Source organism: Bradyrhizobium sp. USDA 4353 (assembly GCF_054063215.1).
In genome coordinates, this window is record NZ_JBSSGB010000001.1 from 6108195 (window position 1) to 6131846 (window position 23652).

At 65.7% G+C, this 23652-nt stretch carries 23 protein-coding genes and 1 pseudogene; 14 read left to right on the top strand and 10 right to left on the bottom strand.

Going from position 1 to position 23652, the window contains the following annotated elements; genetic code table 11:
- Nucleotides 1-4: 4 nt before the first annotated feature.
- From rnr to ACVILH_RS27790, 6 genes are all read left to right on the top strand, one after another.
- Nucleotides 5-2395: a ribonuclease R gene (gene rnr, locus ACVILH_RS27765; RefSeq protein WP_456715723.1), complete on the top strand. Its 2391-nt coding sequence runs from the start codon at nucleotides 5-7 to the stop codon at nucleotides 2393-2395.
- Entirely contained in the window at nucleotides 2392-2847 is a 456-nt protein-coding gene (locus ACVILH_RS27770; protein WP_456715724.1) for a DUF983 domain-containing protein, read from the top strand. Before rnr ends, ACVILH_RS27770 begins: the two co-directional genes overlap by 4 nt.
- Nucleotides 2848-2887: 40 nt before the next feature.
- Nucleotides 2888-3646 carry an NUDIX hydrolase gene (locus ACVILH_RS27775; RefSeq protein ID WP_456715725.1) on the top strand — a complete coding sequence of 253 codons (759 nt, stop codon included), beginning with the start codon at nucleotides 2888-2890 and terminating at the stop codon, nucleotides 3644-3646.
- A gap of 408 nt (nucleotides 3647-4054) precedes the next feature.
- Entirely contained in the window at nucleotides 4055-5380 is a 1326-nt protein-coding gene (locus ACVILH_RS27780) for an LLM class flavin-dependent oxidoreductase (protein ID WP_456715726.1), read from the top strand.
- A 118-nt stretch (nucleotides 5381-5498) separates the two neighbouring features.
- Complete coding sequence (gene rpmG, locus ACVILH_RS27785; protein ID WP_006611239.1) at nucleotides 5499-5666, top strand: 50S ribosomal protein L33; 168 nt, start codon at nucleotides 5499-5501, stop codon at nucleotides 5664-5666.
- Nucleotides 5667-5886: 220 nt separating this feature from the next.
- Entirely contained in the window at nucleotides 5887-7239 is a 1353-nt protein-coding gene (locus ACVILH_RS27790) for a protoglobin domain-containing protein (RefSeq protein ID WP_456715727.1), read from the top strand.
- Nucleotides 7240-7256: 17 nt separating this feature from the next.
- On the opposite strand, the gene ACVILH_RS27795 is transcribed toward ACVILH_RS27790, so the two are convergent.
- Entirely contained in the window at nucleotides 7257-7487 is a 231-nt protein-coding gene (locus ACVILH_RS27795; RefSeq protein WP_456715728.1) for a hypothetical protein, read from the bottom strand.
- A 184-nt stretch (nucleotides 7488-7671) separates the two neighbouring features.
- Between ACVILH_RS27795 and ACVILH_RS27800 the strand changes: the two genes are divergently transcribed.
- Nucleotides 7672-8661, top strand: a complete 990-nt coding sequence (locus ACVILH_RS27800) for a sensor histidine kinase (RefSeq protein ID WP_456715729.1) — start codon at nucleotides 7672-7674, stop codon at nucleotides 8659-8661.
- Nucleotides 8662-8667: 6 nt separating this feature from the next.
- A complete protein-coding gene (locus ACVILH_RS27805) occupies nucleotides 8668-9075 on the top strand; it encodes a hypothetical protein (RefSeq protein WP_456715730.1) in 408 nt (135 codons plus the stop codon).
- A gap of 255 nt (nucleotides 9076-9330) precedes the next feature.
- Here the strand turns inward: ACVILH_RS27805 and ACVILH_RS27810 are convergent, their stop codons facing one another.
- The 5 genes from ACVILH_RS27810 to ACVILH_RS27830 form a co-directional block, all read right to left on the bottom strand.
- On the bottom strand, nucleotides 9331-9732 hold the full coding sequence (locus ACVILH_RS27810; RefSeq protein WP_456715731.1) for a DUF1127 domain-containing protein: 402 nt from the start codon (nucleotides 9730-9732) through the stop codon (nucleotides 9331-9333).
- A gap of 462 nt (nucleotides 9733-10194) precedes the next feature.
- Nucleotides 10195-10602: a DUF1127 domain-containing protein gene (locus ACVILH_RS27815; RefSeq protein ID WP_456715732.1), complete on the bottom strand. Its 408-nt coding sequence runs from the start codon at nucleotides 10600-10602 to the stop codon at nucleotides 10195-10197.
- A 386-nt stretch (nucleotides 10603-10988) separates the two neighbouring features.
- Nucleotides 10989-11597, bottom strand: a complete 609-nt coding sequence (locus ACVILH_RS27820) for an ATP-binding protein (RefSeq protein ID WP_456715733.1) — start codon at nucleotides 11595-11597, stop codon at nucleotides 10989-10991.
- Nucleotides 11598-12463: 866 nt separating this feature from the next.
- Nucleotides 12464-13885: a PleD family two-component system response regulator gene (locus tag ACVILH_RS27825; RefSeq protein WP_456715734.1), complete on the bottom strand. Its 1422-nt coding sequence runs from the start codon at nucleotides 13883-13885 to the stop codon at nucleotides 12464-12466.
- A 12-nt stretch (nucleotides 13886-13897) separates the two neighbouring features.
- Nucleotides 13898-14263, bottom strand: coding sequence for a response regulator (locus ACVILH_RS27830; protein WP_006611250.1), 366 nt, complete (start codon nucleotides 14261-14263; stop codon nucleotides 13898-13900).
- Between the two features lie 218 nt (nucleotides 14264-14481).
- Here ACVILH_RS27830 and ACVILH_RS27835 point away from each other — a divergent pair, with 218 nt between their 5' ends.
- Complete coding sequence (locus ACVILH_RS27835) at nucleotides 14482-14781, top strand: DUF3572 domain-containing protein (protein ID WP_456715735.1); 300 nt, start codon at nucleotides 14482-14484, stop codon at nucleotides 14779-14781.
- A gap of 2 nt (nucleotides 14782-14783) precedes the next feature.
- On the top strand, nucleotides 14784-16085 hold the full coding sequence (locus tag ACVILH_RS27840; protein ID WP_456717092.1) for a DNA polymerase IV: 1302 nt from the start codon (nucleotides 14784-14786) through the stop codon (nucleotides 16083-16085).
- 8 nt (nucleotides 16086-16093) lie between these two features.
- Here ACVILH_RS27840 and ACVILH_RS27845 read toward each other — a convergent pair whose 3' ends face one another.
- Complete coding sequence (locus ACVILH_RS27845; RefSeq protein WP_456715736.1) at nucleotides 16094-16951, bottom strand: cell envelope integrity EipB family protein; 858 nt, start codon at nucleotides 16949-16951, stop codon at nucleotides 16094-16096.
- 205 nt (nucleotides 16952-17156) lie between these two features.
- On the opposite strand from ACVILH_RS27845, the gene ACVILH_RS27850 reads away from it, so the two are divergent.
- From ACVILH_RS27850 to ACVILH_RS27865, 4 genes and pseudogenes are all read left to right on the top strand, one after another.
- Nucleotides 17157-17624 (top strand): RidA family protein, encoded by a 468-nt coding sequence (locus ACVILH_RS27850; RefSeq protein WP_456715737.1) that lies wholly within the window; start codon nucleotides 17157-17159, stop codon nucleotides 17622-17624.
- Nucleotides 17625-17699: 75 nt separating this feature from the next.
- Nucleotides 17700-18454: pseudogene (locus ACVILH_RS27855) on the top strand (glycerophosphodiester phosphodiesterase).
- Nucleotides 18455-18555: 101 nt separating this feature from the next.
- Nucleotides 18556-19764 carry a GNAT family N-acetyltransferase gene (locus ACVILH_RS27860; RefSeq protein ID WP_456715738.1) on the top strand — a complete coding sequence of 403 codons (1209 nt, stop codon included), beginning with the start codon at nucleotides 18556-18558 and terminating at the stop codon, nucleotides 19762-19764.
- A gap of 60 nt (nucleotides 19765-19824) precedes the next feature.
- Nucleotides 19825-20250 (top strand): HIT family protein, encoded by a 426-nt coding sequence (locus tag ACVILH_RS27865; protein WP_456715739.1) that lies wholly within the window; start codon nucleotides 19825-19827, stop codon nucleotides 20248-20250.
- 7 nt (nucleotides 20251-20257) lie between these two features.
- Here ACVILH_RS27865 and nadC read toward each other — a convergent pair whose 3' ends face one another.
- Genes nadC through nadA form a run of 3 tightly spaced genes read right to left on the bottom strand, consistent with a single transcriptional unit; the run spans nucleotide 20258 to nucleotide 23639 of the window.
- Complete coding sequence (gene nadC, locus ACVILH_RS27870; RefSeq protein ID WP_456715740.1) at nucleotides 20258-21106, bottom strand: carboxylating nicotinate-nucleotide diphosphorylase; 849 nt, start codon at nucleotides 21104-21106, stop codon at nucleotides 20258-20260.
- Nucleotides 21103-22656: an L-aspartate oxidase gene (locus tag ACVILH_RS27875; RefSeq protein WP_456715741.1), complete on the bottom strand. Its 1554-nt coding sequence runs from the start codon at nucleotides 22654-22656 to the stop codon at nucleotides 21103-21105. Before ACVILH_RS27875 ends, nadC begins: the two co-directional genes overlap by 4 nt.
- Nucleotides 22653-23639 (bottom strand): quinolinate synthase NadA, encoded by a 987-nt coding sequence (gene nadA / locus ACVILH_RS27880; RefSeq protein WP_456715742.1) that lies wholly within the window; start codon nucleotides 23637-23639, stop codon nucleotides 22653-22655. Before nadA ends, ACVILH_RS27875 begins: the two co-directional genes overlap by 4 nt.
- Between the last annotated feature and the right edge of the window lie 13 nt (nucleotides 23640-23652).

The window sequence follows — 23652 nt, forward strand, 5'->3', positions numbered from 1 at the left end:
GAAAATGATCAAAAAGAGCGACATCGGCTTCCCTCCGCGGGAGGCCATCGTCGCCTTCATCCGCGCCAATCCGGGCAAGGTTGGCACCAAGGACATCGCCCGCGAGTTCGGCCTGAAGAACGCCGACCGCGCAGCACTCAAGGAGCTGCTGCGCGAGCTCATCGCTGACGGCACCGTCAAGAAGAGCGGCCGCAAGACAATCGTCGAGCCCGCGACGTTGCCGGCGACGCTCGTCGCCGACATCACCGGCCGCGACAGCGACGGCGAGCTGATCGCAAAGCCGGCCGAATGGGATGAGGCCGAGCAGTCCGAGCCGCCGCGCATCCGCATCTACGCCTCTCGCTTGGCCAAGCCAGGCGCCACCGCCGGCGTCGGCGATCGCGCCCTGCTCCGCGTCGAGCCGATCAACGATACCGACGGGATCGCCTATCGAGGCCGCGTATTGAAGGTGCTCGACCAGGCGCGCAACCGCGTGCTCGGCATCTTCAAGAGCAACCCAAATGGCAATGGCGGGCGCCTGATCCCGGTCGACAAGAAGCAGGCCGGACGCGAGCTGTCGATTGCGCCTGAAGATACCAAGGATGCCAAGGACGGCGATCTCATCAGCGTCGACCTGCTGCGCGGCCGCGGCTATGGCCTTCCCGCAGGCCGGGTGAAGGAACGCTACGGCTCGGTCGCGACCGAGAAGGCTATCAGCCTGATCGCGATCCATGCCCACGAGATCCCGATGGATTTCTCGTCCGCTGCTGTCGCGGAAGCCGAAGCCGCGCAGCCGGCCACCTTGAAGGGCCGCGAGGACTGGCGCGAGCTGCCGCTGGTCACGATCGATCCGCCCGACGCCAAGGACCACGACGACGCCGTCCATGCCGAGCCGGATCCCGATCCGAACAATGTCGGCGGCTTCATCCTCCACGTCGCGATCGCCGACGTCGCGTACTACGTGCGTCCGGGCTCGGCGCTCGATCGCGACGCGCTGATCCGCGGCAATTCGGTGTACTTCCCCGACCGCGTCGTGCCGATGCTGCCGGAGCGCATCTCCAACAATCTGTGCTCGCTGGTGCCGGGCGAGCCGCGCGGCGCGCTCGCCGTGCGCATGGTGATGGGCGCCGACGGCCGCAAGCGCTCGCACTCGTTCCACCGCGTACTGATGCGCTCGGCCGCAAAGCTGTCCTACGCGCAGGCGCAGGCCGCCATGGACGGCAAGCCGGATGACATCACCGGTCCCCTGCTCGAGCCGATCCTCAAGCCGCTCTACGCGGCCTATGAGGTCGCCAAGCGCGGCCGCGACGCGCGCGATCCGCTCGATCTCGATCTTCCCGAGCGCAAGATCCTGCTGAAGAAGGACGGCACCGTCGACCGCGTCGTCGTGCCGGAACGTCTCGACGCGCACAGGCTGATCGAGGAGTTCATGATCCTCGCCAACGTCGCCGCGGCCGAGGCGCTGGAGAAGAAGGCGCTGCCGCTGATCTACCGCGTGCATGACGAGCCGACGGTGGAGAAGGTGCATGCGCTGCAGGAGTTCCTGAAGACGCTCGACGTGCCCTTCGCCAAGTCGGGCGCGCTGCGGCCATCGCTGTTCAACCGCGTGCTGACCTTGGTCGCCGGCCAGGATTACGAGAAGCTCGTCAATGAGGTGGTGCTGCGCTCGCAGGCGCAGGCCGAGTACTCCTCAGAGAACTACGGGCATTTCGGCCTCAATTTGCGCCGCTACGCGCACTTCACCTCACCGATCCGCCGCTATGCCGACCTCGTCGTGCATCGCGGGCTGTTGCGTGCGCTCGGACTCGGCGACGGCGCCCTGCCCGACAGCGAGACGCCGGATCATCTCGCCGAAGTCGCAGCGCAGATCTCGGTGACCGAGCGGCGGGCGATGAAGGCCGAGCGCGAGACCGCCGACCGGCTGATCGCGCATCACCTCGCCGACCGCGTCGGCGCGACCTTCCAAGGCCGCATCTCCGGCGTCACCCGCGCCGGCCTCTTCATCAAGCTCGACGACACCGGCGCCGACGGCCTGGTTCCGATCCGAACCCTTGGCACGGAATATTTCGATTACGACGAGACGCGCCACGCGCTGATCGGCCAGCGCAGTGGTGCCATGCACCGGCTCGGTGACGTCGTCGACGTGCGTCTGGTAGAAGCTCAGCCCGTGGCCGGCGCGCTGCGCTTCGAGCTGCTGACGCAGGCCGACGTGCTGGTGTCGCGGCATCTGCGCGGCGCGGGGCCGAGGCGCAAGACTACCGTCGGAACCAACGCCAAGGCGACGGCCAAGGCAGCGAAGCGGGGCAAGTCCGAAGCGCGCACGAAGCATAAAGAGAAGAGCCGTAAGAAAAGCCAGAAGGCAGGGGCAAAACGCAAGCCCGGCACATCGAAGAAAGGCCAATCATGGACGCCATGAGCTCAACGCCCCGCGCATTGCCACAGGCTTTGCCCCAGACTTGGACGCGCGACACCGGCCTCGCCGAGAAGCGCGACGTCTGGACCGCAATGAAGCGCGGCCTGCGCGGCCGCTGCCCGCGCTGCGGCGAGGGCAAGCTGTTCCGCGCCTTCCTGAAGGTTGCAGACAATTGCGATCGCTGCGGCCAGGATTTTTCCGGCCACCGCGCTGACGACCTGCCGGCCTATCTCGTCATCGTCATCGTCGGCCACATCGTCGTGCCGCTGGCGCTGTCGGTGGAAACCAACTACGCGCCGCCGATCGCGCTGCAGCTCGCGGTGTATCTGCCGGTGACGCTGATCTCGTCGCTGGCCTTGATCCAGCCGGTCAAGGGCGCCGTCGTCGGCCTGCAATGGGCGCTGCGCATGCACGGCTTCGACGACGCCCCGGCCGAGGGCATTCCACCGGTGTGAGCAGACGACCGTTCAACGAACAAGAACAAGCGGGGAGGACATGAGCGAGACGGCACAGGCGACAGCAGCGCCGGCGGGCAAGCCCGCCGAGAAGGAAGCGGACCACCATCCCTACACCAAGCCCAGGGATGCCGCGACCTTGATCCTGGTCGATCGCAGCTATCAGGTGCCGAAGGTGCTGGTCGGCAAGCGCCACGACAAGGTCGTGTTCATGCCCGGCAAGTTCGTCTTCCCCGGCGGCCGCGTCGACAAGACCGATCACCGCATTCCAGTCGCCGCTCCCATGCCGGCCGAGCTCGAAGCCAATCTGTTCAAGGGCAAGCCGCAAACGACGCCGTCGCGCGCCAAGTCGCTCGCGGTCGCCGCGATCCGCGAGGCCTGCGAGGAAACGGGTCTCTGCCTAGGACGCAAGGTCGACGGCCCCACGCCGAAGCTCGACGGCCCCTGGGCTCCGTTCACTGAAGCCGGCCTGCTGCCAGATCCCTCCAGCCTGTTTCTGATCGCCCGCGCCATCACACCGCCCGGCCGCATCAAGCGCTTCGACACCCGCTTCTTCACCGCCGACGCCTCCGCCATCACCCACCGAGTCGAGGGCGTGATCCACGCTGACGCCGAGTTGGTGGAGCTGGTCTGGGTCGAGCTCGGCTCGAAGCCGCTGGCCGATCTGCACCCGATGACCAAGAACGTCCTCCACGAGCTCGACAAGCGCCTCGCTACCGGCCCGCTGCGCCACGACGCGCCCGTGCCGTTCTTCCACTTCTACGGCGGCAAGATGCAGAAGGACGTTCTGGGCGCGTAGCACCGACGCGGCGGCGCCATTCGCTCCACCCCGAATGATCGCCGACACCTTCCTCAGCTCGACCGCAGTGGCAATGAGATGGGCGGTCTCGCAACACCCACAGCCGTCGTCCCGGACAAGCTACGGCGCGCGTAGCGCGACGTAGCGCCGATCCGGGACCCATACTCTGCGGCGGATGTGATGCGCGAAAATGCCAACCACTAGCCTGCCCCGAACTCCTCCCTGGGGGTATGGGTCCCGGCGTTCGCCGGGACGACACCGTTGTTGCGGTCGGCTGCTCGGCCCTCAATGAAATGAGCGTGCTGCGCGCGCCCTTCAAAACGAAATCGTGTTCTGCGGCGGGTTGCTGACACGCGCCCACGAAGTTCCTATCTCCTCAAAGACAGCAACCATCCGCGGACGCCCCTCATGGCCCCTCGTCAACTCAAGCTCGGCGCGTTCATGCGCCCGGTCTCGATCCACACCGGCGCGTGGCGCTATCCGGGCGCTTGGCCGGACGCGAATTTCAATTTCGGCCATCTCAAGCAGCTGATCCGCAAGCTCGAGGCCGGAAAGTTCGACGCCTTCTTCATGGCCGATCATCTCGCCGTGCTGAACATGCCGATCAATGCGCTCAAGCGCAGCCACACGGTGACCTCGTTCGAGCCGTTCACGCTGCTGTCGGCGCTATCGGCCGTCACCGAGAACATCGGCCTGATCGCGACGGGATCGACGACCTTCGACGAGCCCTATCACGTCGCCCGCCGCTTCGCCTCGCTCGACCATCTCTCCGGCGGCCGCGCCGGCTGGAATATCGTGACAACGTCGAACCCCGACGCAGCTCTGAATTTCGGCCTCGACGATCACATGGAGCATGCCGAGCGCTACAAGCGCGCCCGCGAGTTCTATGACGTCGTCACCGGTCTCTGGGATTCCTTCGCCGACGATGCGTTCGTGCGCGATGTCGAGAGCGGGCTGTTCTTCGATCCCGACAAGATGCATGTGCTCGACCACAAGGGCAAATACCTGAAAGTGCGCGGCCCGCTGAACATCGCACGCCCGGTGCAGGGCTGGCCGGTGATCGTGCAGGCGGGCGCGTCGGAGGACGGCAAGCAGCTCGCGGCGGAGACGGCGGAAGCCGTGTTCACCGGCGGCGGCAGTCTTGCCGATGGCCAAAAACTCTATGCCGACATCAAGGGCCGGATGGAGAAGGTCGGCCGCAACCCCGAGCATCTGAAGATCCTGCCCGGCGCTTTCGTGGTGGTCGGCGACAGCGACGCGGAGGCCAAGGAGAAGCGCGCCCTCCTCGACAGCAAGGTGCATTACGACAGCGCCATCGCCTCGCTCTCCGTCATCCTCGGCACCGACGCCTCCGGCTTCGATCCGGACGGTCCCCTTCCCGAAATCCCCGAGACCAACGCCTCCAAGAGCGGCCGCCAGCGCCTGGTCGACGTCGCCGCCCGCGACGGGCTCACGGTGCGGCAGCTGGCGCAGCGGGTCGGTGGCTATGGTGGGCTCGCCTTCGTCGGCACGGCCAAAACCATCGCCGACCAGATGCAGGACTGGCTGGAAAGCCGCGCCTCGGACGGCTTCAACATCATGTTCCCGTTCCTGCCGGCCGGCCTCGACGATTTCGTCGACAAGGTGATTCCCGAGCTGCAGCGCCGCGGGATCTTCCGGACGGAGTACGAGGGCCCCACTTTGCGGGACAATCTCGGCCTGCCCCGGCCGAAAAACCGGTTCTTCGAGACCTAGGATCCCAGAATCTAGCCCGGCAACCTTGACTTTGGGGGCTGGCTGGGTAGGTTGCCGGCCAACGGCGCCCCCTCTTTGGCCGGCGTCCACCCCCGATTCCATTGCAGAGGTTCAAGACATGGCCAAAGCGGTCACCATCAAGGTCAAGCTCGTGTCGTCGGCCGACACCGGCTTCTATTACGTTGCCAAGAAGAATTCGCGCACCATGACCGACAAGATGGTCAAGAAGAAGTACGACCCGGTCGCGCGCAAGCACGTCGAATTCCGCGAAGCCAAGATCAAGTAAGAGCGCGGGACGATACGACTTCGACGGGGCCGTTTCGGCCCCGTTTTTTATTGTGCGCGCCTGTCCCCGCCTCAGCGCGACGGTAATATTCGACAGTCGGATGGAAATTCACGTTCCGCCGTAAGGAACCATCAACCAAACCCATGCAAATTCGGGCTGGAGAAGCGCCTGCGCGTCGGCGGGCGGCCTCCTCTGTTCACCCAGCTTACCGGGCCCCGCGATGACCGACTCCCAGACCCTGCAGTCACGTCTTGACTTCATCGGCATCGACCACGCGACCCGGGAGCATCTCCGCGAGCTGCGGCCGCTGATCGGCAAGGTGCTGCCCGGCCTGCTCGACCAGTTCTACGCCCATGTCGGCAAGGTGCCGTCGCTCGCCAAGATGTTCTCGAGCCAGGCGGCCATGCGGCACGCCCACAAGGCCCAGCTCGACCATTGGATGTCGCTGGCCACAGCCAAGTTCGACGACGACTACGTGAAATCGGTCACGCGGATCGGCCAGGCCCACAACCGGATGGGGCTGGAGCCGCGCTGGTACATCGCCGGCTATTCGCTGATCGTGACCGGCCTGCAGAAGGCGATCGAGACCGAGCTGCCGGACGGCTGGTTCGCAGGCCAGGCGGCGCGCGAGAAGAAGGCCGCCTTGCAGGCCGCGATCACCAAGGCTGCGATGATCGACATGGACCTCGCGATCTCGGTCTATCTCGACGCCGCCAAGACCGAGCAGCACACCGCCATGCAGCGCATGGCCGACGAGTTCGAAGCCACCGTCGGCCAGATCATCAACAAGGTGCATGCCGACGCGCGGACGCTGGAGGTCTCGGCCAACACGCTGAGCAAGACCGCCGAGCAGACCCAGCAGCTCTCGACCAGCGCCGCCTCGGCCTCCGGCCAGGTCTCCGCCAACGTGCAGTCGGTGGCCTCGGCCGCCCAGCAGATGACCTCCTCCGTCCACGAGATCGGCCGCCGCGTCACGGAGTCGACGACCATCGCCAAGGAAGCCGTGCGCCAGATCGAGCAGACTGACGTGGGCATTAGCGAGCTCTCCCGCACCGCCGAGCGCATCGGCGACGTCCTCAAGCTGATCACCTCGATCGCCGCCCAGACCAACCTGCTGGCGCTGAACGCCACCATCGAGGCGGCCCGCGCCGGCGACGCCGGGCGCGGCTTCGCGGTGGTCGCCTCCGAGGTCAAGGCGCTGGCCTCGCAGACCGCCAAGGCGACCGAGGAGATCGGCCAGCAGATCGAGGGCATCCAGAACGCGACGCAGTCGTCGGTGGCCTCGATCAAGCAGATCGGCGGCACCATCCAGCAGATCTCGGAGATCGCGGCGGGCATCGCCTCCGCCGTCGAGCAGCAGGGCGCCGCGACGGGCCAGATCTCGCGCAACGTCCAGGAGGTCGCCAGCGGCACCGCGCGCGTCGCCGGCAACATCGGCGACGTCAGCAGCGGCGCGAGCGCCACCGGCACCGCCTCCTCGCAAGTGCTGGCGTCAGCGCATTCGCTGTCGCGCGAGAGCCATCATCTCAAGGACGAGTTGGACAAGTTCCTGCGCAAGGTCCGCACCGCGTAAACCACGCGGCGGGCCGACTACATGCCGTGGCTCTGGAACACCGCCGAGCAACGCTTGCTGAGCTTCTGCCGGTTCTGTGTCAGGCAGTTCTGCACGCCGAAATCGTCGCCGAGCTGAGCGCGGCAGAAGCGCTTGGCGTCTCCGGCGCAGGCCTTCTGCTCCTGCGGCGTGCCCATATGGCCCTGGGCCAGCGCGAGCGACGGCAGAACGGACAGCGACACGGCAACCGCGAACATCAGCTTTGTCATTGGGGCTCCTCCTTGGGGCCCAGACAAACGTCCACAGCGCCGGGCGGTTCCGGGCCGCCCCCCGGCCTCCGAAACCGATATTGCGGCCGTTCTGGAGTTGTAACAAAGTACCTGACCTGACGGCCGGACCAACCAGCCGGTCGATGCGCTCGACCGTAATCGGCGTCTTGATGAGACGAGATCAATGAACCTCGAAGACCTCTATCGGCTTCTCCGCAGCAGCCATGTTCAGGCGCAGGGGATCGTGGATACGCTCGATGAGCCGCTGCTGGTTCTCGACGAGAGAGGCGTCGTCCTCGAGGCCAACCGCGCCTTTTTCGCCACCTTCCTGGTCGAGCGGGACGATACGATCGGGACGTCGCTGTCCAATCTCGGCAATGGCCAGTGGAACATCCCTGAGCTCAAGCGTCTCATCGCCGACATCATTCCGAAATCCGCTGCGGTGATCGACTACGAGGTGACGCACGACTTTCCGGTCATCGGCCGTCGCACCTTCCTGCTGACGGCCCGGCGCCTGATCAAGCCGGACAACAACAGCACGCATCTGTTGCTGGTGTTCTCCGACGTGACGCAGAGTAAGGCCAAAGAGCGCGAAACCTCCCTGCTGTTCTCCGAGCTGCGTCATCGCCTCATCAATCTGCTCGGTGTCGTCCAGGCCATCGCCAACCAGACCGAGACGAAGGGCCGGACGGCGGAGGACTACAAGAGCGCCTTCCTGGCGCGCTTCCAGGCGCTGGCCAAGGCTCAGGCGCTGATGGCCGGCGGAAGCGGATCGATCGACCTCGCCACGCTCCTGTCTCACATCCTGTCGTCCTTGAAAGCCGGACAGCTGCTGTTGTCGGGAGGGCCCGCGGTGACCGTCCCGGAAAAGCAGGTCGTCCCGCTGGCGATGATCGTCAGCGAGCTCGCCACCAATGCGTTGAAATACGGAGCGCTCGGCCAGGACGGCGGCACGGTCGACCTGAGCTGGCAGATCACCTCCGCTGCGCCGGACCGGCATGCGCTTCACGTCGTCTGGCGGGAAGCCTGCCCGTCCCCGGTCTCGCCGCCGGGCCGGACCGGCACGGGCACGCTGATCATCGAGGAGATCACGAAATTCAGCCTGCAAGGACAAGCGGAACTTAACTTCGACAGTGGCGCTTTACGAGCCGAGCTCGTTTTCCCACTGGCCTGAGCTGCGATGAACGGGAACGGCGATCAAGCCTTCGTTGCCATGGCTCGAGCCCGGCTCGTGCTGGTGGTCGAGGACGAATATTTCATCGCCATGGACCTCCAAGCGATTCTGACAGGCGCCGGCTACGATGTGTTGGGCCCCGCGAGCACGGCGACAGACGCGCTGAAACTGCTGGACGATGCCAGCCCGGCCGCCGCGGTTCTCGATGTTCATTTGGGAGATCATCGCGTGACCCCCGTCGCTCAGGCGCTGGCCGTCAGGCGCATCCCCTTCGTGCTGGCAAGCGCCTACTCCGCTCAGGACCTCGCCAACGAGCCTCTGCTCGCCACAGCGCCGAACGTGGGGAAGCCGACAGCGCCCGGCCCGCTTCTCGATGCGGTCGCGCGCATGGTCAGCACAGGCTTCCGCGGATAAGCGAACGCGCGCGATGTCGCGCCGTTGTAACTTCGTCGAGAGACCCACGATCCCACTCCGTCATGGCTTGAGCAGCGACGATGAAGAAGACGAGATGGCAGAGCCGTAGGGTGGGCAAAGCGAAGCGTGCCCACCGCGCGCGCCGGGATCATCCATGGTGGGCACGGCGCTTCGCGCCTTTGCCCACCCTCCGCGTCAAGCATCGCCAGGGCGGCTGATCCGCCCTCGCGACAACACATGCTGATCGATTTCGGACTACATCACCCCGTGCGACATCATGACATTCGCCATGTCGTATCTGAGGCGCTCGAGCGTACGGTGGGCTGCGAGATGGTCGAGGTCGCCTTGCGACAGCCCGATGTCGATCAGCTGCGCCTCGCTCAGGTCACGCAAATGGACTCTCATTCTCCTGCGCCGGCGGCTGTCCTGAAAGGCATGCCAAAAGCGTGCAATCCGTCTGAACAGCCAGGGAGCAGCCAAGCCCGGCGGCCCGGCCGCGTTCTTTTCCGACAGCGCATCGCGCAGCCCATTGGCGGATGCGCCTGGGCGCGGCGTCGCTGGCGCCGAATGCGCCGCGGTCTTCACCAATGTGAGGTGACGATCGCGCGTGGCGGCATTGTGCGCGATCTCGGCAGTGAGATGGGTCTGAGGTGGCATCGGTCGCTCCTGCTGCGTGATGCCGGCAGGGAGCGTGACCAAACAAAAGGCCCCGTCCGATGCCGGCGGGGCCTGGTGGAATGATCGTGTCGTCAAAATCCTAGCGCACGACTCCTCCCACGGCCCGGCTGCAGAGGGTCGTCGGTTTACGATTGGAGCGGCGCACGACGTTGATCATGCCTTGCAAGTACCACGACGATTGCGCCAGATCAAGACATGTAGTTCCTGCGCTCACAGATGAGCACCTATGCGCTCAGCTTGCCGAGTGCTTTTACGCTCGACCATTTTTCGAAAGAGCGCCGGTTCGAAGAGAAGCCGATCTCTCCTCCGTCATTGCGAGCGAAGCAATCCAGAGTGATGTGCGAGACCCTGGATTGCTTCGCTGGCGCTCGCAATGACGTCGCGGCGACCATCGCGCGCAATCGGCCAACCGCCCCCTGCATCGCGACGGTCTGCGACCCGCTACGCTCCCCTCCGCGAAACGAGCCCGACATATCGCGGGTCGTGCCTTAAGCTCTCGAGCGTTTGCAGCGCGGCGATGTGCTCGATCTCGGCACGGGTGATGCCGATGTCGGTGAGCTCGCGTTCGCTCAGCTCGGACAGGCTTGCCCGCACGTACTCCCGGCGTTGCCGCGCTTGGATGGCGCGCCAGCAACGGCCGATCAGGCGGATGATCAGCCAGGTCGGCGCGGCCGGCGGACCGGCCGCGTCTTTTTCCGACAACACCTCGCGCAAGGCTGCGGACGCTTCGGACTGCGCCGACGGCTGCACGCTGCTGATCGCGCCGGTGGCTGACGCGATCGAGAGATCGAGGTTGAGCCCTGACATGGGCCCGGCGTCGATCGGCGAATGGATCTGGTGAGGTGGCATGCTTCGCTCCTGCTGTGGTGCCGGCAGGGAGCAAAGGCCAAACGAAAAGGCCCCGTCCGATGCCGGCGGGGCCTGGTGAGAACATCGCGTCGTCGATCTCCTAGCGCGCGACTCCTTCCATGGCCCGGCCGAGGCCGGTCATGCGATCGAAGTTGACGATGCGGATCGATGTTCTCATGGGACGTGGATACCACCGATGTCGGATGAAATCAAGAGATGTTTCGCATGAACACGCATCTCTGACGCGAGTCCTTCGAACTGATGAGCTTGCGGAGCGTCGTAGGGCGGATTAGCGCTAGCGTAGTCTGCCGTCTCGCGGACGGAAGCGGCGGATTACGCTGCGCTGATCCGCCCTACGCAGTTGATCCGTTCTACGGCACTCGCGATCAGATTTTCAGCGTGATCTCGCTGTTGCCCCCGGTCCGCCGATCCGACAGCACTACCGTGACTCCGGCGGCGAACACGGGCAGCCTTCGTATGTGCTGCTCGATCCTGGTCAGATCGAATGCCACATTGGAGAACAGCTCCGCATTCGGACAGAACGTGATTTCCGTTCCACTCCTGGGTGTGCCAGCCACGATCTCGGCGTCTCCAACCATAGTCAACGGCGCCTCGCAACGGCCGCGGCGGAAGCCCATGCCATGCTCCTTGCCGTTACGCCAGATACGCAGGTGCAGCCTCTCCGACAGCGCATTGAGCACGCAAAGCCACGAGGGCCCAAACGCGTAGTCACGACGCGTCATGATGATCTCGATGACGGGGATGCCTTCCGATGGATGCAACTCGGTCGGTATGCCGCGGCCATTGTCGCGGATCGTCACCGAACCCTCGGCATTCAGAACAATGTCGAGCCGATCTCCGAATCCGGCGATGGCCTCGTCAAGGGCATCGTCGACCAGGACCTCGATGAGCCGGTGCAACCCCGTGCCGTCGCTCGTGTCGCCGACATACATTCCCGGACGTCGTTGGACGACATCGATGCCATCATCAGCCATGTGATCAAAAAACCATGTGATCCAGCCATTGCGATTGTCGTGAGCCGGATACTACCACTTTTTGCTTTCTTTTTTTCGGAAATCATGCTACACACCGCTCATCCCACCTCGCCATGAGGGGCGCATCGCGATCGTCACGAGCGTGAGGTGGGTTGCGGTGGGCGTGTCGGGGTGCAGCGTGGCTTGGCCGCGCGGACGAACATCCTGATGCGCACGGTGAAGCCGTGTGGTCCTGGCCTCCCGACGCTGAGGCCAAGCGGGCGCTGACGAAGCGCTCTCGTGACGGGGGCAAGAACGCCGGTCCCCGGGGAGAGCACGGAATAAGCCGTAAAGCCATCGCGCAGGGAGGGCCGGATGTCCGGTCCGTACCTGTGGTTCTGCCGCGTGCTTTTTTTTGCTGCACGCGGACCATGGGTGCGACCAGCACCCGGCCTTCCCTGCGCCCTCTGTTCTCGAAGAGGGTTTTGAATGGCACAGCTCGGGCGCGGAGGCGCGGCGAGGATGAAATGTCATGCGGGTGGGGGTGAGCAGCAGCTCAGAACTCGTGGTCGTTGCGTGCGCGCTTAGCGCCAGCTTCCGAGATGACGCAGGACTATCGCATTTGAAGAATGGGCCACGCTGCAGGAATGATGGCCGACTTGTTTACTCCGTCATGCCCGGGCTTGTCCCGGGCATCCACGTCTTCCGGAATGCGCCGAATGACGTGGATGGCCGGGACAGGCCCGGCCATGACGACGTGGAAACAGTCTGGCCAACACGCAAAGCGCTATAGTCGAAAGCCCAGCGGTATGACGAGTGGGAGCAGCTGTGACCGCTTCAATCAGCCCGTTAGCAGCAGCAATCAGCAGGCGGACCGCCCCTGCTCTCTATCGTCCCCTGCCCGCGGCCTGCGGCAAAAAGGGCGGCGGCTGATGCACCGGCGCGATCGCGACCGCGCGGTTGCGGCCTTCGTTCTTGGCGCGGTACAGCGCGACGTCGGCGCGCTTCATCACGTCGGCGATCGGCTCGCCCTTCTGCTCCAAGGTGGAAATGCCGATCGAGACCGTGACCTCGATGCGCTTCTCGCCCTTGTGCACGGCGAACGGCTCGTTGGCGACCGAGCGGCGCAGCCGCTCGGCGACCATGCCGGCGACATGCAGGTCGGTCTCGGGCATCACGATCACGAACTCCTCGCCGCCATAGCGGCAGGCGAGATCGATGCCGCGGATCGACTTGCGCACCCGCATCGCGAACTCGCGCAGCACGTCGTCGCCGGCGTCATGGCCGTAGCTGTCGTTGATCGACTTGAAGTAGTCGATGTCGAGCATCATCAGCGCCAGCGGCTTGCCGCGGCTCGCCGCCTGGTCTGCCAGGGTCGCCAGATGCGTTTCCATGTAGCGGCGGTTGTGCAGGCCGGTCAGCGCGTCGGTGATCGCCATCTCGATCGAGTTCTGGACGTTGTCGCGCAGATGATCGGTATAGCGCCGCTTGCGGATCTGGGTGCGGGCGCGCGCCAAGAGCTCGTTCTTGTCGACCGGGCGCAACAGGTAGTCGTTGACGCCGATCTCCAGGCCGCGCAGCAGCCGCGAATTGTTCTCGGCCTCCGCGATCGCGAGAATCGGCACGTGCCGCGTGCGCTCCAGCGAGCGCAGCTGGCTGCACAGCCGCAGGCCGTCGAAATCATTCAGGTCGAGCGAGACGATGACGAGGTCGTAATTGCCGTCGGCGGCGTTGAACACGGCCTCCGACGGATGGGTCTCGACGTCGACCGTGTGGTCGATCGCAAGCATCGGCCCGAGCCGCTCGTAGGACGACGGCCGGTCGTCGACCAGCAGCACCTTACCGCCCCTTCCGCTGTCGGCCACCGCATTGCGCTCGGGCGCCTGCACGCCGATCTCCAGCGAGGTCAGCGCGCGCATGCGCAGCTCGTCGGTCATCATCTTCAGCCGCGTCAGCGAGCGCACGCGCGCGATCAGCACGACGTCGGAGACCGGCTTGGTCAGGAAGTCATCGGCGCCGGCCTCGAGGCCACGCACGCGGTCGGCCGGGCTGTCGAGCGCCGTCACCATCACGACGGGAATGAAATGCGTCGCCGGATTGGACTTCAGCCGGCGGCAGACCTCGAAGCCGTCCATGTCCGGCATCATGACATCGAGCAGGATGATGTCGCATTCGGCGCGCTGGCAGATCTGCAGCGCCTCGGCGCCGTTCGAGGCGGTCAGCACGTCGAAATACTCAGCCGACAGCCGTGCCTCCAACAGCTTGACGTTGGCGGGGACGTCGTCGACCACAAGGATGCGCGCGGACACTGCAAAAACTCCTCAGCCGATAAAACGTCGCACGGTTTCTATGAATTTTCCGACCGAAATCGGCTTAGAAAGATAGGCTTCGCAGCCACCCTCGCGGATGCGCTCCTCGTCGCCCTTCATGGCAAAAGCCGTCACCGCGACCACCGGGATCGCGCGCAAATCCGGATCGTCCTTGATCCATTTGGTCACTTCCAGCCCCGAGACCTGCGGCAGCTGAATGTCCATCAGGATCAGGTCGGGCCGCGTCTTGCGAACGATGTCGAGCGCCTCCACGCCGCTGGAGGTGCCGGACGTCTGGTATCCGTGGGCCTCCAACAGATCGCGAAAGAGCTTCATGTTGAGCTCATTGTCCTCCACGATCAGGACGGTCTTGCCCATCCGCCCCTCCGAATCACTGACACCGGCATGTCCTCTGGCGGACGCCTGTCCACCGCTACTGATCTAATTCAAACTAGACCCAGATTCGTTCAAAGCCGTTAAGTCGGTATTCCATCTTTGCCCGAGATGGTTTCCACTTGCTTGAACCGGCTCCGAAGACTCGGGCATGTTGGCCCGCAAAGTAGAGACGACAAGTTAATGGAAAGGCAAATCTCCCGTTGAAAAAGCGTTCTCAAAATCCGCGCGAAGTGGCTGAAATCGTTGCTGTTCAGGCCCTTTCTTTCCTGGCCGGGGAACCCGAGCGCATCGGCCGATTCCTGGCCGAGACCGGGATTGGGCCGGAGACGCTGCGCTCCTCGGCGGCCGACCCGAATTTCCTGGCCAGCGTGCTCGATTTCGTGCTGCGCGACGATGAAACGGTAAAGGCTTTTGCCGCCCACTCCAAGTTACATCCCACCAATATCATGGCCGCGCGGCAGGTATTGGGCGACCGCCAGTGGGAGCGCGACGTGCCGTGACCATGCCCGCGCCAGAGGGTGCTTCGCGCGCGGCGGCCGGGCCGACCGGCTTCTGCCGCGATTGCCTGACGGACCTCGATGGCCGCGCGCGCCGCTGCACCGCCTGCGGCTCGCCACGGCTGGTCCGCCACCGCACCCTGCCGGCGCTGACGCTCGCCCATATCGACTGCGACGCCTTCTATGCGACGGTCGAGAAGCGCGACAATCCCGAGGTCGCCGACCGTCCGGTCATCATCGGCGGCGGCAAGCGCGGCGTGGTCTCGGCCGCCTGCTACATCGCCCGCACCTATGGCGTCAGGTCGGCGATGCCGATGTTCAAGGCGCTGGAGCTGTGCCCCTCCGCAGTGGTGATTCGCCCCGACATGGCGAAATATGTCCGGGTCGGCCGCGAGGTCCGCCAGGCGATGCAGGCGCTGACCCCGCTGGTCGAGCCGCTGTCGATCGACGAGGCGTTCCTCGATCTCGCCGGCACCGACCGGGTCCATGGCATGATCCCGGCGAAAGTGCTGGCGCGGTTCGCCCGCGATGTGGAGCGCGACATCGGCATCACCGTCTCGGTCGGTCTGTCCTGCAATAAGTTCCTGGCCAAGATCGCCTCCGATCTCGACAAGCCCCGCGGCTTCGCCGCGCTCGACCAGGACGAGGCCGTGACGTTGCTGGCCGACAAGCCGGTCGGCTTCATCTTCGGCGTCGGCCCCGCCACCCAGCAGCGGCTGGCAAGCCACGGATTTCGTCTGATCGCCGATTTGCAGCGCGCCGACGAGATCGAACTGATGAAGCAGTTCGGCGGCGACGGCCGAAGGCTGTGGCGGCTGGCGCGCGGCATCGACGACCGCAAGGTGGTGGCCGATCGCGGCGCCAAGACGATCTCCAGCGAGACCACCTTCGACACCGACATCCGTGACTACGCCACCCTGGAGAAGCTGCTGTGGCGCTTATCAGAGAAAGTGTCGGCGCGGCTGAAGGCGAGCCAGCTCGCCGGCTCGACCATCACCCTCAAGCTGAAGACCGCAGATTTCCGCCAGCGCACCCGCTCGCAATCGATCGCGGCCCCTACTCAGCTTGCCGGCAAGATCTTCGCGATCTGCAAGGAGATGCTGGCGCGCGAGACCGACGGCACGGCGTTCCGCCTCATGGGGGCCGGCGTCAGCGCGCTCCGCCCGGGCTCCGAGGCGTCAGACACAGACATGCTCGACCGCCGCTCGGCCTCGGCCGAGCGCGCGATGGATGCCCTACGCAAGAAGTTCGGCCAGGCCGCGGTCATCCGCGGCATCGCCTATGACGGGCCGGAGCAGATGGAATGACGCCCGCGTCAGTTGTTGCAGGCCTTCACGTCCTTGGTGTCCTTGACGTCGAACTTGCCGAGCGAGCCTGCGATGACGAAGTCGTTGTAGTCGAGCACGAGCGCGCGCGAAACGCCGTTCTCGTACAGCTCGAAGGACATCGCATAAACAGGCGTCTGCTCGCCCTCGGTGCGCTTGGCGTCGCGGTCGTAATAGCTGACGGTGACCGGCCAGCGCGTCAGCGCCTTCATCTCGCTGTTGTCGGTCGAGGCATCGGGCTTGGCGGCCGCCTTGTCGCCCGGCACGGCCGCGCCGATCACGGTCAGCGTGTTGTAGACCTTCTCGCCATTGTCGGAGCCGTCGTAGACGGACAATTCGAGCAGCGACTTGCCCTCGCGTGCCGCGGCGATGATGCGCTGGATCTGCTCGGTCGGAAACACGGTGGAGCCGTCGAGCGTAAAGGTCTTCGCCTCCGGCTGCTTCAGCTTGACGGTGATGTGGTCGCCGGTGCGCTCGGCCATGCCGTCGACCGGGCTGGAGGCCTGGTCGTTCATGCGCGAGTCGATCTTGAAGCGATAGCTCTTGCCGGCGCCGTCCTCCCAGGCCGTCGAGCGCAGGTCGCTCAGGGTCGTCTTGCCCTCCCCGAGATCGAGCTCGGAGACCTGGCGGAAGTCCGACGTGTAGCCGGTGCACGCATTGCCGGAGAAATTGTAGAGGATGCGGCCGCGGGCGCTGTTGACCGGGCTGGAGCCGCGCGACTTGAGCAGGCTCAGCTCATAGAGCGCCTGATGTGGCAGGAACGGCACCCCGGCTCCGGCTTGCGCCGGACCGAACGTGATCGCCGCGACAGCGAGCGCTCCCATCGACAGTCGAAACGAATGAGCCATGAGTTTTCCTCGGGGAACGTATCGTTAAAGCGTCACATTAGAGACCGCTGCATTACGTCGCAACTGCGGCTGGCTCACGGAAACGTGCGCTCCAGGCGGCGAATTCGCGCTCGCGCTGGCTGCTTGCATGTCACTGGCAACTGCGCCAAACAGGGCCGCGGTCCGGCACGGGACCGGCGCTCTCGCGACAGAATGGGGATTTCAGATGGCGGGTACGGTTGAACAGAACTTGGCGGCACAGGGCATCAATTTGCCGGCACCGAAGGCGCCGGTCGCCAATTATGTCCCGTTCGTGCGCACCGGCAACCTGCTGTTCGTCTCGGGCCAGGTCTGCCTGGGCGGCGACGGTAAGCTGATCGCGGCCGGCAAGCTCGGCTACAACGTTTCGCTTGAGGACGGCTATGCGGCCGCCAAGGGCTGCGGCGTCAATTTGCTGGCGCAGGTGAAGGCCGCCATCGGCGACCTGGACAAGGTCGTGCGCGTGGTCCGTCTTGGCGGGTTCGTCAACTCGGCGCCCGACTTCCTCGACGGACCGAAGGTGCTCAACGGCGCCTCCGACCTGATGGTCGCCGCCTTCGGCGACAAGGGCCGCCATGCCCGCACCACGGTCGGCGTGTCGTCGCTGCCGTCGGATGCGGCGGTGGAAGTCGAAGGCGTGTTCGAGGTTGAATGATCGAGCGCGCATGATCCGGAAAAGTGTGAAGCGGTTTTCCGGCGAGATCATGCGCCAGCAAAATGGACGGGGCGAATGCGCGCACCTGACTGGCTGACGGCTCGCCCCGTCGCCCATCGCGGCCTGCATGATGCGAGCCGCGGCATCATCGAGAACATGCCGGCCGCCGCGCGCGGCGCCGTCGCCGGCAATTTCGCCATCGAATGCGACATCCAGCTGTCGTCCGACGGCGAGGCGATGGTGCATCACGACTACGATCTGGGCCGGCTCACCGAAGGCTCCGGCCTGCTGATCGAGAAGACGGCGGCCGAGTTGAAGGCTGTCCGCTTCAAGCAGACCGATGAGCGGATGATGACGCTCAAGGACCTCTGTGACCTCATCGGCGGACGCGTGCCGCTGGTGGTCGAGCTCAAGAGCACGTTTCAGGGCGATCGCCGGCTGGTCCGGCGCATGGCGGAGGTATTGTCGGCCTATTCCGGCCCGGTGGTCGGGATGTGTCGTTCGATCCGGACCAGGTGCTGGCGCTGCGCGAGACCATGCCGACGCTGACCCGCGGCATCGTCGCCCAGCGCAGCTATGAGGACGGCTATTGGGCCAAGCTCACCCAGGCGCAGCGTGACAGCATGCTGCATCTCAAGCACGGCATGAGCACGCAGCCGCATTTCGTTGCCTATTGGGTGCAGCAGTTGCCTGCCCCCGCGCCCTGGATCGCACGCAACGTGTTCGGCTGCCCGCTGCTGACCTGGACCGTCCGTACCCCCGAGCAGCGCGCCACCGCCGCGCGATACGCGGATCAGATGATCTTCGAAGGGTTTACGCCGGAGACGTGAGGCCGGCCTTGAAGTCGGTGCTGCGATGCACGATCTTGGAAGCAAGGCAATCCGGACGCGTCCGCTGAGCGTTCCCTGCCGGTGTCTTTTGCAAGGGTTCGATGGCCTCACCTGAGATCACGCTCGAAGCCGTTCCGGGGATCTCCGAGATCCCGGCCGCCGCCTGGGACGCCTGCGCCAATCCCGCCGGCCGCCTCGCGCCCGGCTCATCCGCCGCCTGCGGCCCCTCCTTCAACCCGTTCGTCTCCCACGCCTTTTTATCTGCCTGCGAAGCCTCCGGCTCGGCGACGATCCGCACCGGCTGGGCGCCGCGGCATCTCGTGGCGAAGCTGGGCGACGAGGTCCTGGGCGTCGTGCCGTGCTATCTGAAGTCGCATTCACAGGGCGAGTACGTCTTCGACCGCGGCTGGGCCGACGCCTATGAGCGCGCCGGCGGGCGTTACTATCCGAAGCTCCAGGTCTCCATCCCGTTCACGCCGGCCACCGGGCCGCGGCTCTTGATCCGTCCCGACCAGGACAAGGACGTGATCGGCAATGCGCTGGCCCAGGGCTTGAAGGCGCTGTGCGGGATCAGCGAGGCCTCCTCGGTCCACGTGACCTTCGCTCGCCAAGCCGAATGGGAGATGCTCGCCGCGCAGGGCTTCCTGCAGCGCACCGACCAGCAGTTCCACTGGCACAATCAGGGTTTTTCCAGCTTCGACGATTTCCTGGCGACGATGAACTCGCGCCACCGCAAATCGATCAAGCGCGAGCGGCGCGATGCGCTGGCTCCCGGCATCACCATCCATTGGCTGACCGGCAAGGATATCACCGAAGATGCCTGGGACGCGTTCTTCGACTTCTACATGGACACCGGCTCGCGCAAATGGGGCCGGCCCTATCTCAACCGCAAGTTCTTCTCGCTGATCGGCGAGAGCATGGCCCAGGACGTGCTGCTGGTGATGGCCAAGCGCGACGGCCGCTGGATCGCCGGCGCCATCAACTTCATCGGCTCGGACACCTTGTTCGGCCGCAACTGGGGCGCCATCGAGCACCACCCGTTCCTGCATTTCGAGGTCTGCTACTACCAGGCGATCGATTTTGCGATCCAGCACAAGCTCGCCGTGGTCGAAGCGGGCGCGCAGGGCGAGCACAAGATCGTGCGCGGCTACCTGCCGCAGACCACCTACTCCGCTCACTACATCGCCGACCGCGGCCTGCGCCGCGCCATCGACGACTATCTCAAGCGCGAGCGCGCCTATGTCGAGCAGGCCGGCCGCGAGCTCGCCGAATCCGGCCCGTTCCGGAAAGGCATGGACGAGCAATCTTGACCGGCGGCACGGGCCAATGAGAGTAAGGCGAGCCAGAGGAACCGCTGAAGGAATTTGCCGATGACCGCCTACGATCCCAACAACCCGTTCGCAAAGATCCTGCGCGGCGAGTTTCCTAGCGTGAAGGTCTACGAGAACGACCACGTGCTGGCCTTCCTCGACATCATGCCCCGCGTCCCCGGCCATACGCTGGTGATCCCCAAGGCCCCGGCCCGCAACATCCTGGATATCACCGAGGAGGACTACCTCCACGTCGGACGCGCCGTGCGCACGATCGCCCGTGCCGCCAAGACCGCGTTCGCCGCCGACGGCATCACCGTGCAGCAGTTCAACGAGCACGCCGGCGGCCAGATGGTGTTCCACCTCCACGTCCACATCATGCCGCGCCACAACGGAGATTCCCTGCTCCCGCCGGCGAGCCGCAAGGAGGATCCGAAGGTGCTGGAGGAGAACGCCGCGAAGCTGATCGCGGCGCTCAAGGGCTGATCATGGCTCACGCATCGTCGAGCCCGATGTCCAGAGCGGCCGACGAATGCGTGATCCAGCCGACCGAGATCAGGTCGACACCCGCAGCGGCAATCGCGGGCGCAGTGTCGACATTGATCCGGCCCGAGGCCTCGGTGATGGCCTTGCCTCTGGCCATGCCGACGGCGCGCTCGAGCTCCGCGGGCGTCATGTTGTCGAGTAGCACCGCATCGACGCCGAGCGCCAGCGCCTCCTCGAGCTGCGCCAGATTGTCGACCTCCACCTCGATCTTCACGAGATGGCCGGCATGAGCCTTGGCCCTCGTGATCGCCGCCTCGATGCCGCCGGCAATAGCGATGTGGTTGTCCTTGATCAGCACGGCATCATCGAGCCCGAACCGATGATTGCCGCCACCCCCGGCGCGCACCGCATATTTCTCCAGCGCGCGCAGCCCTGGCGTCGTCTTGCGGGTACAGACGATCTGCGCCCGCGTGCCCTTCACCGCCGCGACCAGCGACGCCGTCGCGGTGGCGACGCCGCTGAGGTGGCAGAGGAAGTTGAGCGCTGTGCGCTCGCCGGTCAGCAGCGCTCGCGCCGGGCCGCTGATGGTGGCGATGAGGTCGCCAGGCGCGACGACGCTGCCATCGCCGCGGATGATCTCCATGCGGACCTCGGGCGAGACCGTCTGGAAGGCGCAGCGCGCGACCTCGAGCCCGGCGATCACGCCATGCTGGCGAGCCCGCAGCTTGAGAGACGCACGCTGCTCGGCGGGCACGATCGCGTCCGTGGTGATGTCACCGGCGCGGCCGAGATCTTCCAGCAGCGCCATGCGCACCAGCGGCTCATAGAGCAAGGGCGAGAGAGGATTGAGGGTCATGATACGACGCTCCTGAGAGAGGGACGCTCGGCCTCGGCAATCTCCTGCGCGGCGGCGACTGCCGAGGACAATGTGAAGCGGGACGGCTGCGCGATGGGCAGCGTGTCCGGACAATCGCTGCGGCAATGGCCGCCGCGGCTCTCCTCGCGCGCAAAGGCTGCGACCGTCATCATCAGGCCGACCAGGGCTGGATCGGCCGCGGCATCTGCTCCCAGCGCCAGCGGCAGCAGGCTGCGGATTGCGGCAGCCATGCGATCGCGGTCGCGCAACACGCCGAGCGCATCGGACAACAGCGGACGTACCGCTGCGGGATTGGATACGGCGGGGATTGCTGCGGCTTCTCCGGGCTTGGCTGCGCGCGGCAGCGTGCCGGCCACGCTCTCGGCCACCCATTGCGCGCAGACGATGGCTTCCATCAGCGAGTTGCTGGCGAGGCGGTTGGCGCCGTGCAGACCGGTGCGGCTGGCCTCGCCGCAGGCCCACAGGCCATCGACGGAGCTGCGGCCCATCGCATCAACCGCGATGCCGCCCATATGGTAGTGCACGGCCGGCCGCACAGGGATGGGATGGATCGCCGGATCGATTCCGGCCATGCGGCAGAACGCGCTGATCACCGGATAACGCGCGGCGAACGCCTGGCCCGGCTTCTCCCGCGCATCGAGGAACGTCCGGTGTCCGGCTGCGCGGTGACGCCACACCGCCCGCGCCACCACGTCGCGCGGCGCCAATTCCGCGCCCGGCTCGCCGGCCATGAAGCGCGTGCCGGTCTCGTCAATCAGCACCGCGCCGTCGCCGCGGATCGCCTCGGTCAGCAGCGGCAGCGGCCGCGACGGGCCGTCGAAGGCGGTGGGGTGAAACTGCACGAATTCGAGATCGGACAGCACGGCCCCTGCCCGCGCCGCCAGCGCCAGCCCCTGGCCGAAGCAACCGGAAGGGTTGGTGCTGTCGAGGAACAGGCCGCCGATGCCACCGGTCGCGATCACGACCCGCGTCGTGGCAAGCACGAGCGGCTCCTCGCCGCGGACCGCGAGCACGCCTTGGAGCATGTTTTCCTCGACGATCAGCTGGCGCGCCTCGACGCCTTCGAGCAGCGTCACCGAAGGACATCGCCTGACGGCTGCGATCAGCGCGCGCATGATCTCGCGCCCGGTGCCGTCGCCGGTCGCATGGACGATCCGCTTGCGGCTGTGTGCGGCCTCCAGGCCGAGACGCCAGCGACCTTGGGCGTCGCGGTCGAACGCCACGCCGAGTTGCGCAAGGCGAGCGACCGCCGCCGGCGCTGCGTCGATGATGCGGCGCGCCGCGGCTTCATCGCAAAGGCCCGCGCCTGCCGCGATCGTATCCGCCAGATGCAGCGCCGGATCATCGTCACGACCGACAGCGGCGGCGAGACCGCCCTGCGCCCACATGCTGGACGCTTCCGCGCCGAGCGGAGACTTCGACAGCAGCACGACCGGTTCTGGTGCGAGCGCAAGTGCTGTCATCAGACCAGCGGCACCGCCGCCGATGATCACGGGACGACCTGCGAGGTCAGACAGGTTGATACTCATCGCGCCAGCATCCTTTCCACCGAACGCCGCGCGCGCTCGGCCATCCCTGGATCGATCGTCACCTCATGCGTGTTGGTCTCGAGCGCATGACGGATGTTCTTCAAGGTGATCCGCTTCATGTGCGGGCACAGATTGCAGGGCCGGACGAACTCGATGTCCGGATACATCACCGCGACGTTGTCGCTCATCGAGCACTCCGTCAGCAGCACCACCCGCGCCGGCCGCTTCATGCCCACAAAATCAGACATCGCAGCGGTGGATCCGGCGAAGTCGGCTTCCGCCACCACCTCGGGCGGACACTCCGGATGCGCCAGTACGGTGACATCAGGATGATTGTCGCGCAGCGTGCGGACATCCTCGGCGCTGAAGCGCTCATGCACCTCGCAGTGGCCCTCCCAAGCCGTGATCCTCACCTTCGTCTGCGCCGCGACGTTGCGAGCCAGATACTCATCCGGCAGCATGATGACGTGATCCGTGCCGAGCGACTCCACGATCTCCAGTGCATTGCCCGAGGTGCAGCAGACATCGGACTCCGCCTTCACCGCGACGGACGTGTTGACATAGGCAACCACCGGCACGCCGGGATGGCGCGCGCGCATCAGCCGGACATCGTCAGCGGTGATGGATTCCGCGAGCGAGCAGCCTGCCTCCATGTCCGGGATCAACACCGTCTTCTCAGGATTGAGCAGCTTGGCGGTCTCCGCCATGAAGTGCACGCCGGCGAGCACGATCACCTCGGCATCGACCTTGGTCGCTTCGCGCGCCAGCAGCAGGCTGTCGCCGACGATGTCGGCGACGCCGTGGAAGATCTCGGGCGTCTGATAGTTGTGCGCGAGCACCACGGCATTGCGCCGACGCTTGAGCGCCAGGATGGCCTCCACATCTTCTTGGTAGACGGCCCATTCCGGCGGCGGGATCACCCGCCGCAGACGATCAGACAGCGCTTCATTCGGCGCGATTGCAGGCAGAACAAGCTCGGCCATTTATACTCTCCAT

Coding starts and splice junctions, on each gene's coding strand:
- ACVILH_RS27850 (WP_456715737.1), top strand. CDS start 17,157: ATGGCGGGTACGGTTGAACAGAACTTGGCGGCACAGGGCATCAATTTG.
- ACVILH_RS27840 (WP_456717092.1), top strand. CDS start 14,784: ATGCCCGCGCCAGAGGGTGCTTCGCGCGCGGCGGCCGGGCCGACCGGC.
- rpmG (WP_006611239.1), top strand. CDS start 5,499: ATGGCCAAAGCGGTCACCATCAAGGTCAAGCTCGTGTCGTCGGCCGAC.
- rnr (WP_456715723.1), top strand. CDS start 5: ATGATCAAAAAGAGCGACATCGGCTTCCCTCCGCGGGAGGCCATCGTC.
- ACVILH_RS27865 (WP_456715739.1), top strand. CDS start 19,825: ATGACCGCCTACGATCCCAACAACCCGTTCGCAAAGATCCTGCGCGGC.
- ACVILH_RS27795 (WP_456715728.1), bottom strand. CDS start 7,487: ATGACAAAGCTGATGTTCGCGGTTGCCGTGTCGCTGTCCGTTCTGCCG.
- ACVILH_RS27780 (WP_456715726.1), top strand. CDS start 4,055: ATGGCCCCTCGTCAACTCAAGCTCGGCGCGTTCATGCGCCCGGTCTCG.
- ACVILH_RS27845 (WP_456715736.1), bottom strand. CDS start 16,951: ATGGCTCATTCGTTTCGACTGTCGATGGGAGCGCTCGCTGTCGCGGCG.
- ACVILH_RS27805 (WP_456715730.1), top strand. CDS start 8,668: ATGAACGGGAACGGCGATCAAGCCTTCGTTGCCATGGCTCGAGCCCGG.
- ACVILH_RS27875 (WP_456715741.1), bottom strand. CDS start 22,656: ATGAGTATCAACCTGTCTGACCTCGCAGGTCGTCCCGTGATCATCGGC.
- ACVILH_RS27790 (WP_456715727.1), top strand. CDS start 5,887: ATGACCGACTCCCAGACCCTGCAGTCACGTCTTGACTTCATCGGCATC.
- nadA (WP_456715742.1), bottom strand. CDS start 23,639: ATGGCCGAGCTTGTTCTGCCTGCAATCGCGCCGAATGAAGCGCTGTCT.
- ACVILH_RS27810 (WP_456715731.1), bottom strand. CDS start 9,732: ATGCCACCTCAGACCCATCTCACTGCCGAGATCGCGCACAATGCCGCC.
- ACVILH_RS27800 (WP_456715729.1), top strand. CDS start 7,672: ATGAACCTCGAAGACCTCTATCGGCTTCTCCGCAGCAGCCATGTTCAG.
- ACVILH_RS27820 (WP_456715733.1), bottom strand. CDS start 11,597: ATGGCTGATGATGGCATCGATGTCGTCCAACGACGTCCGGGAATGTAT.
- ACVILH_RS27860 (WP_456715738.1), top strand. CDS start 18,556: ATGGCCTCACCTGAGATCACGCTCGAAGCCGTTCCGGGGATCTCCGAG.
- ACVILH_RS27815 (WP_456715732.1), bottom strand. CDS start 10,602: ATGCCACCTCACCAGATCCATTCGCCGATCGACGCCGGGCCCATGTCA.
- ACVILH_RS27770 (WP_456715724.1), top strand. CDS start 2,392: ATGAGCTCAACGCCCCGCGCATTGCCACAGGCTTTGCCCCAGACTTGG.
- nadC (WP_456715740.1), bottom strand. CDS start 21,106: ATGACCCTCAATCCTCTCTCGCCCTTGCTCTATGAGCCGCTGGTGCGC.
- ACVILH_RS27775 (WP_456715725.1), top strand. CDS start 2,888: ATGAGCGAGACGGCACAGGCGACAGCAGCGCCGGCGGGCAAGCCCGCC.
- ACVILH_RS27830 (WP_006611250.1), bottom strand. CDS start 14,263: ATGGGCAAGACCGTCCTGATCGTGGAGGACAATGAGCTCAACATGAAG.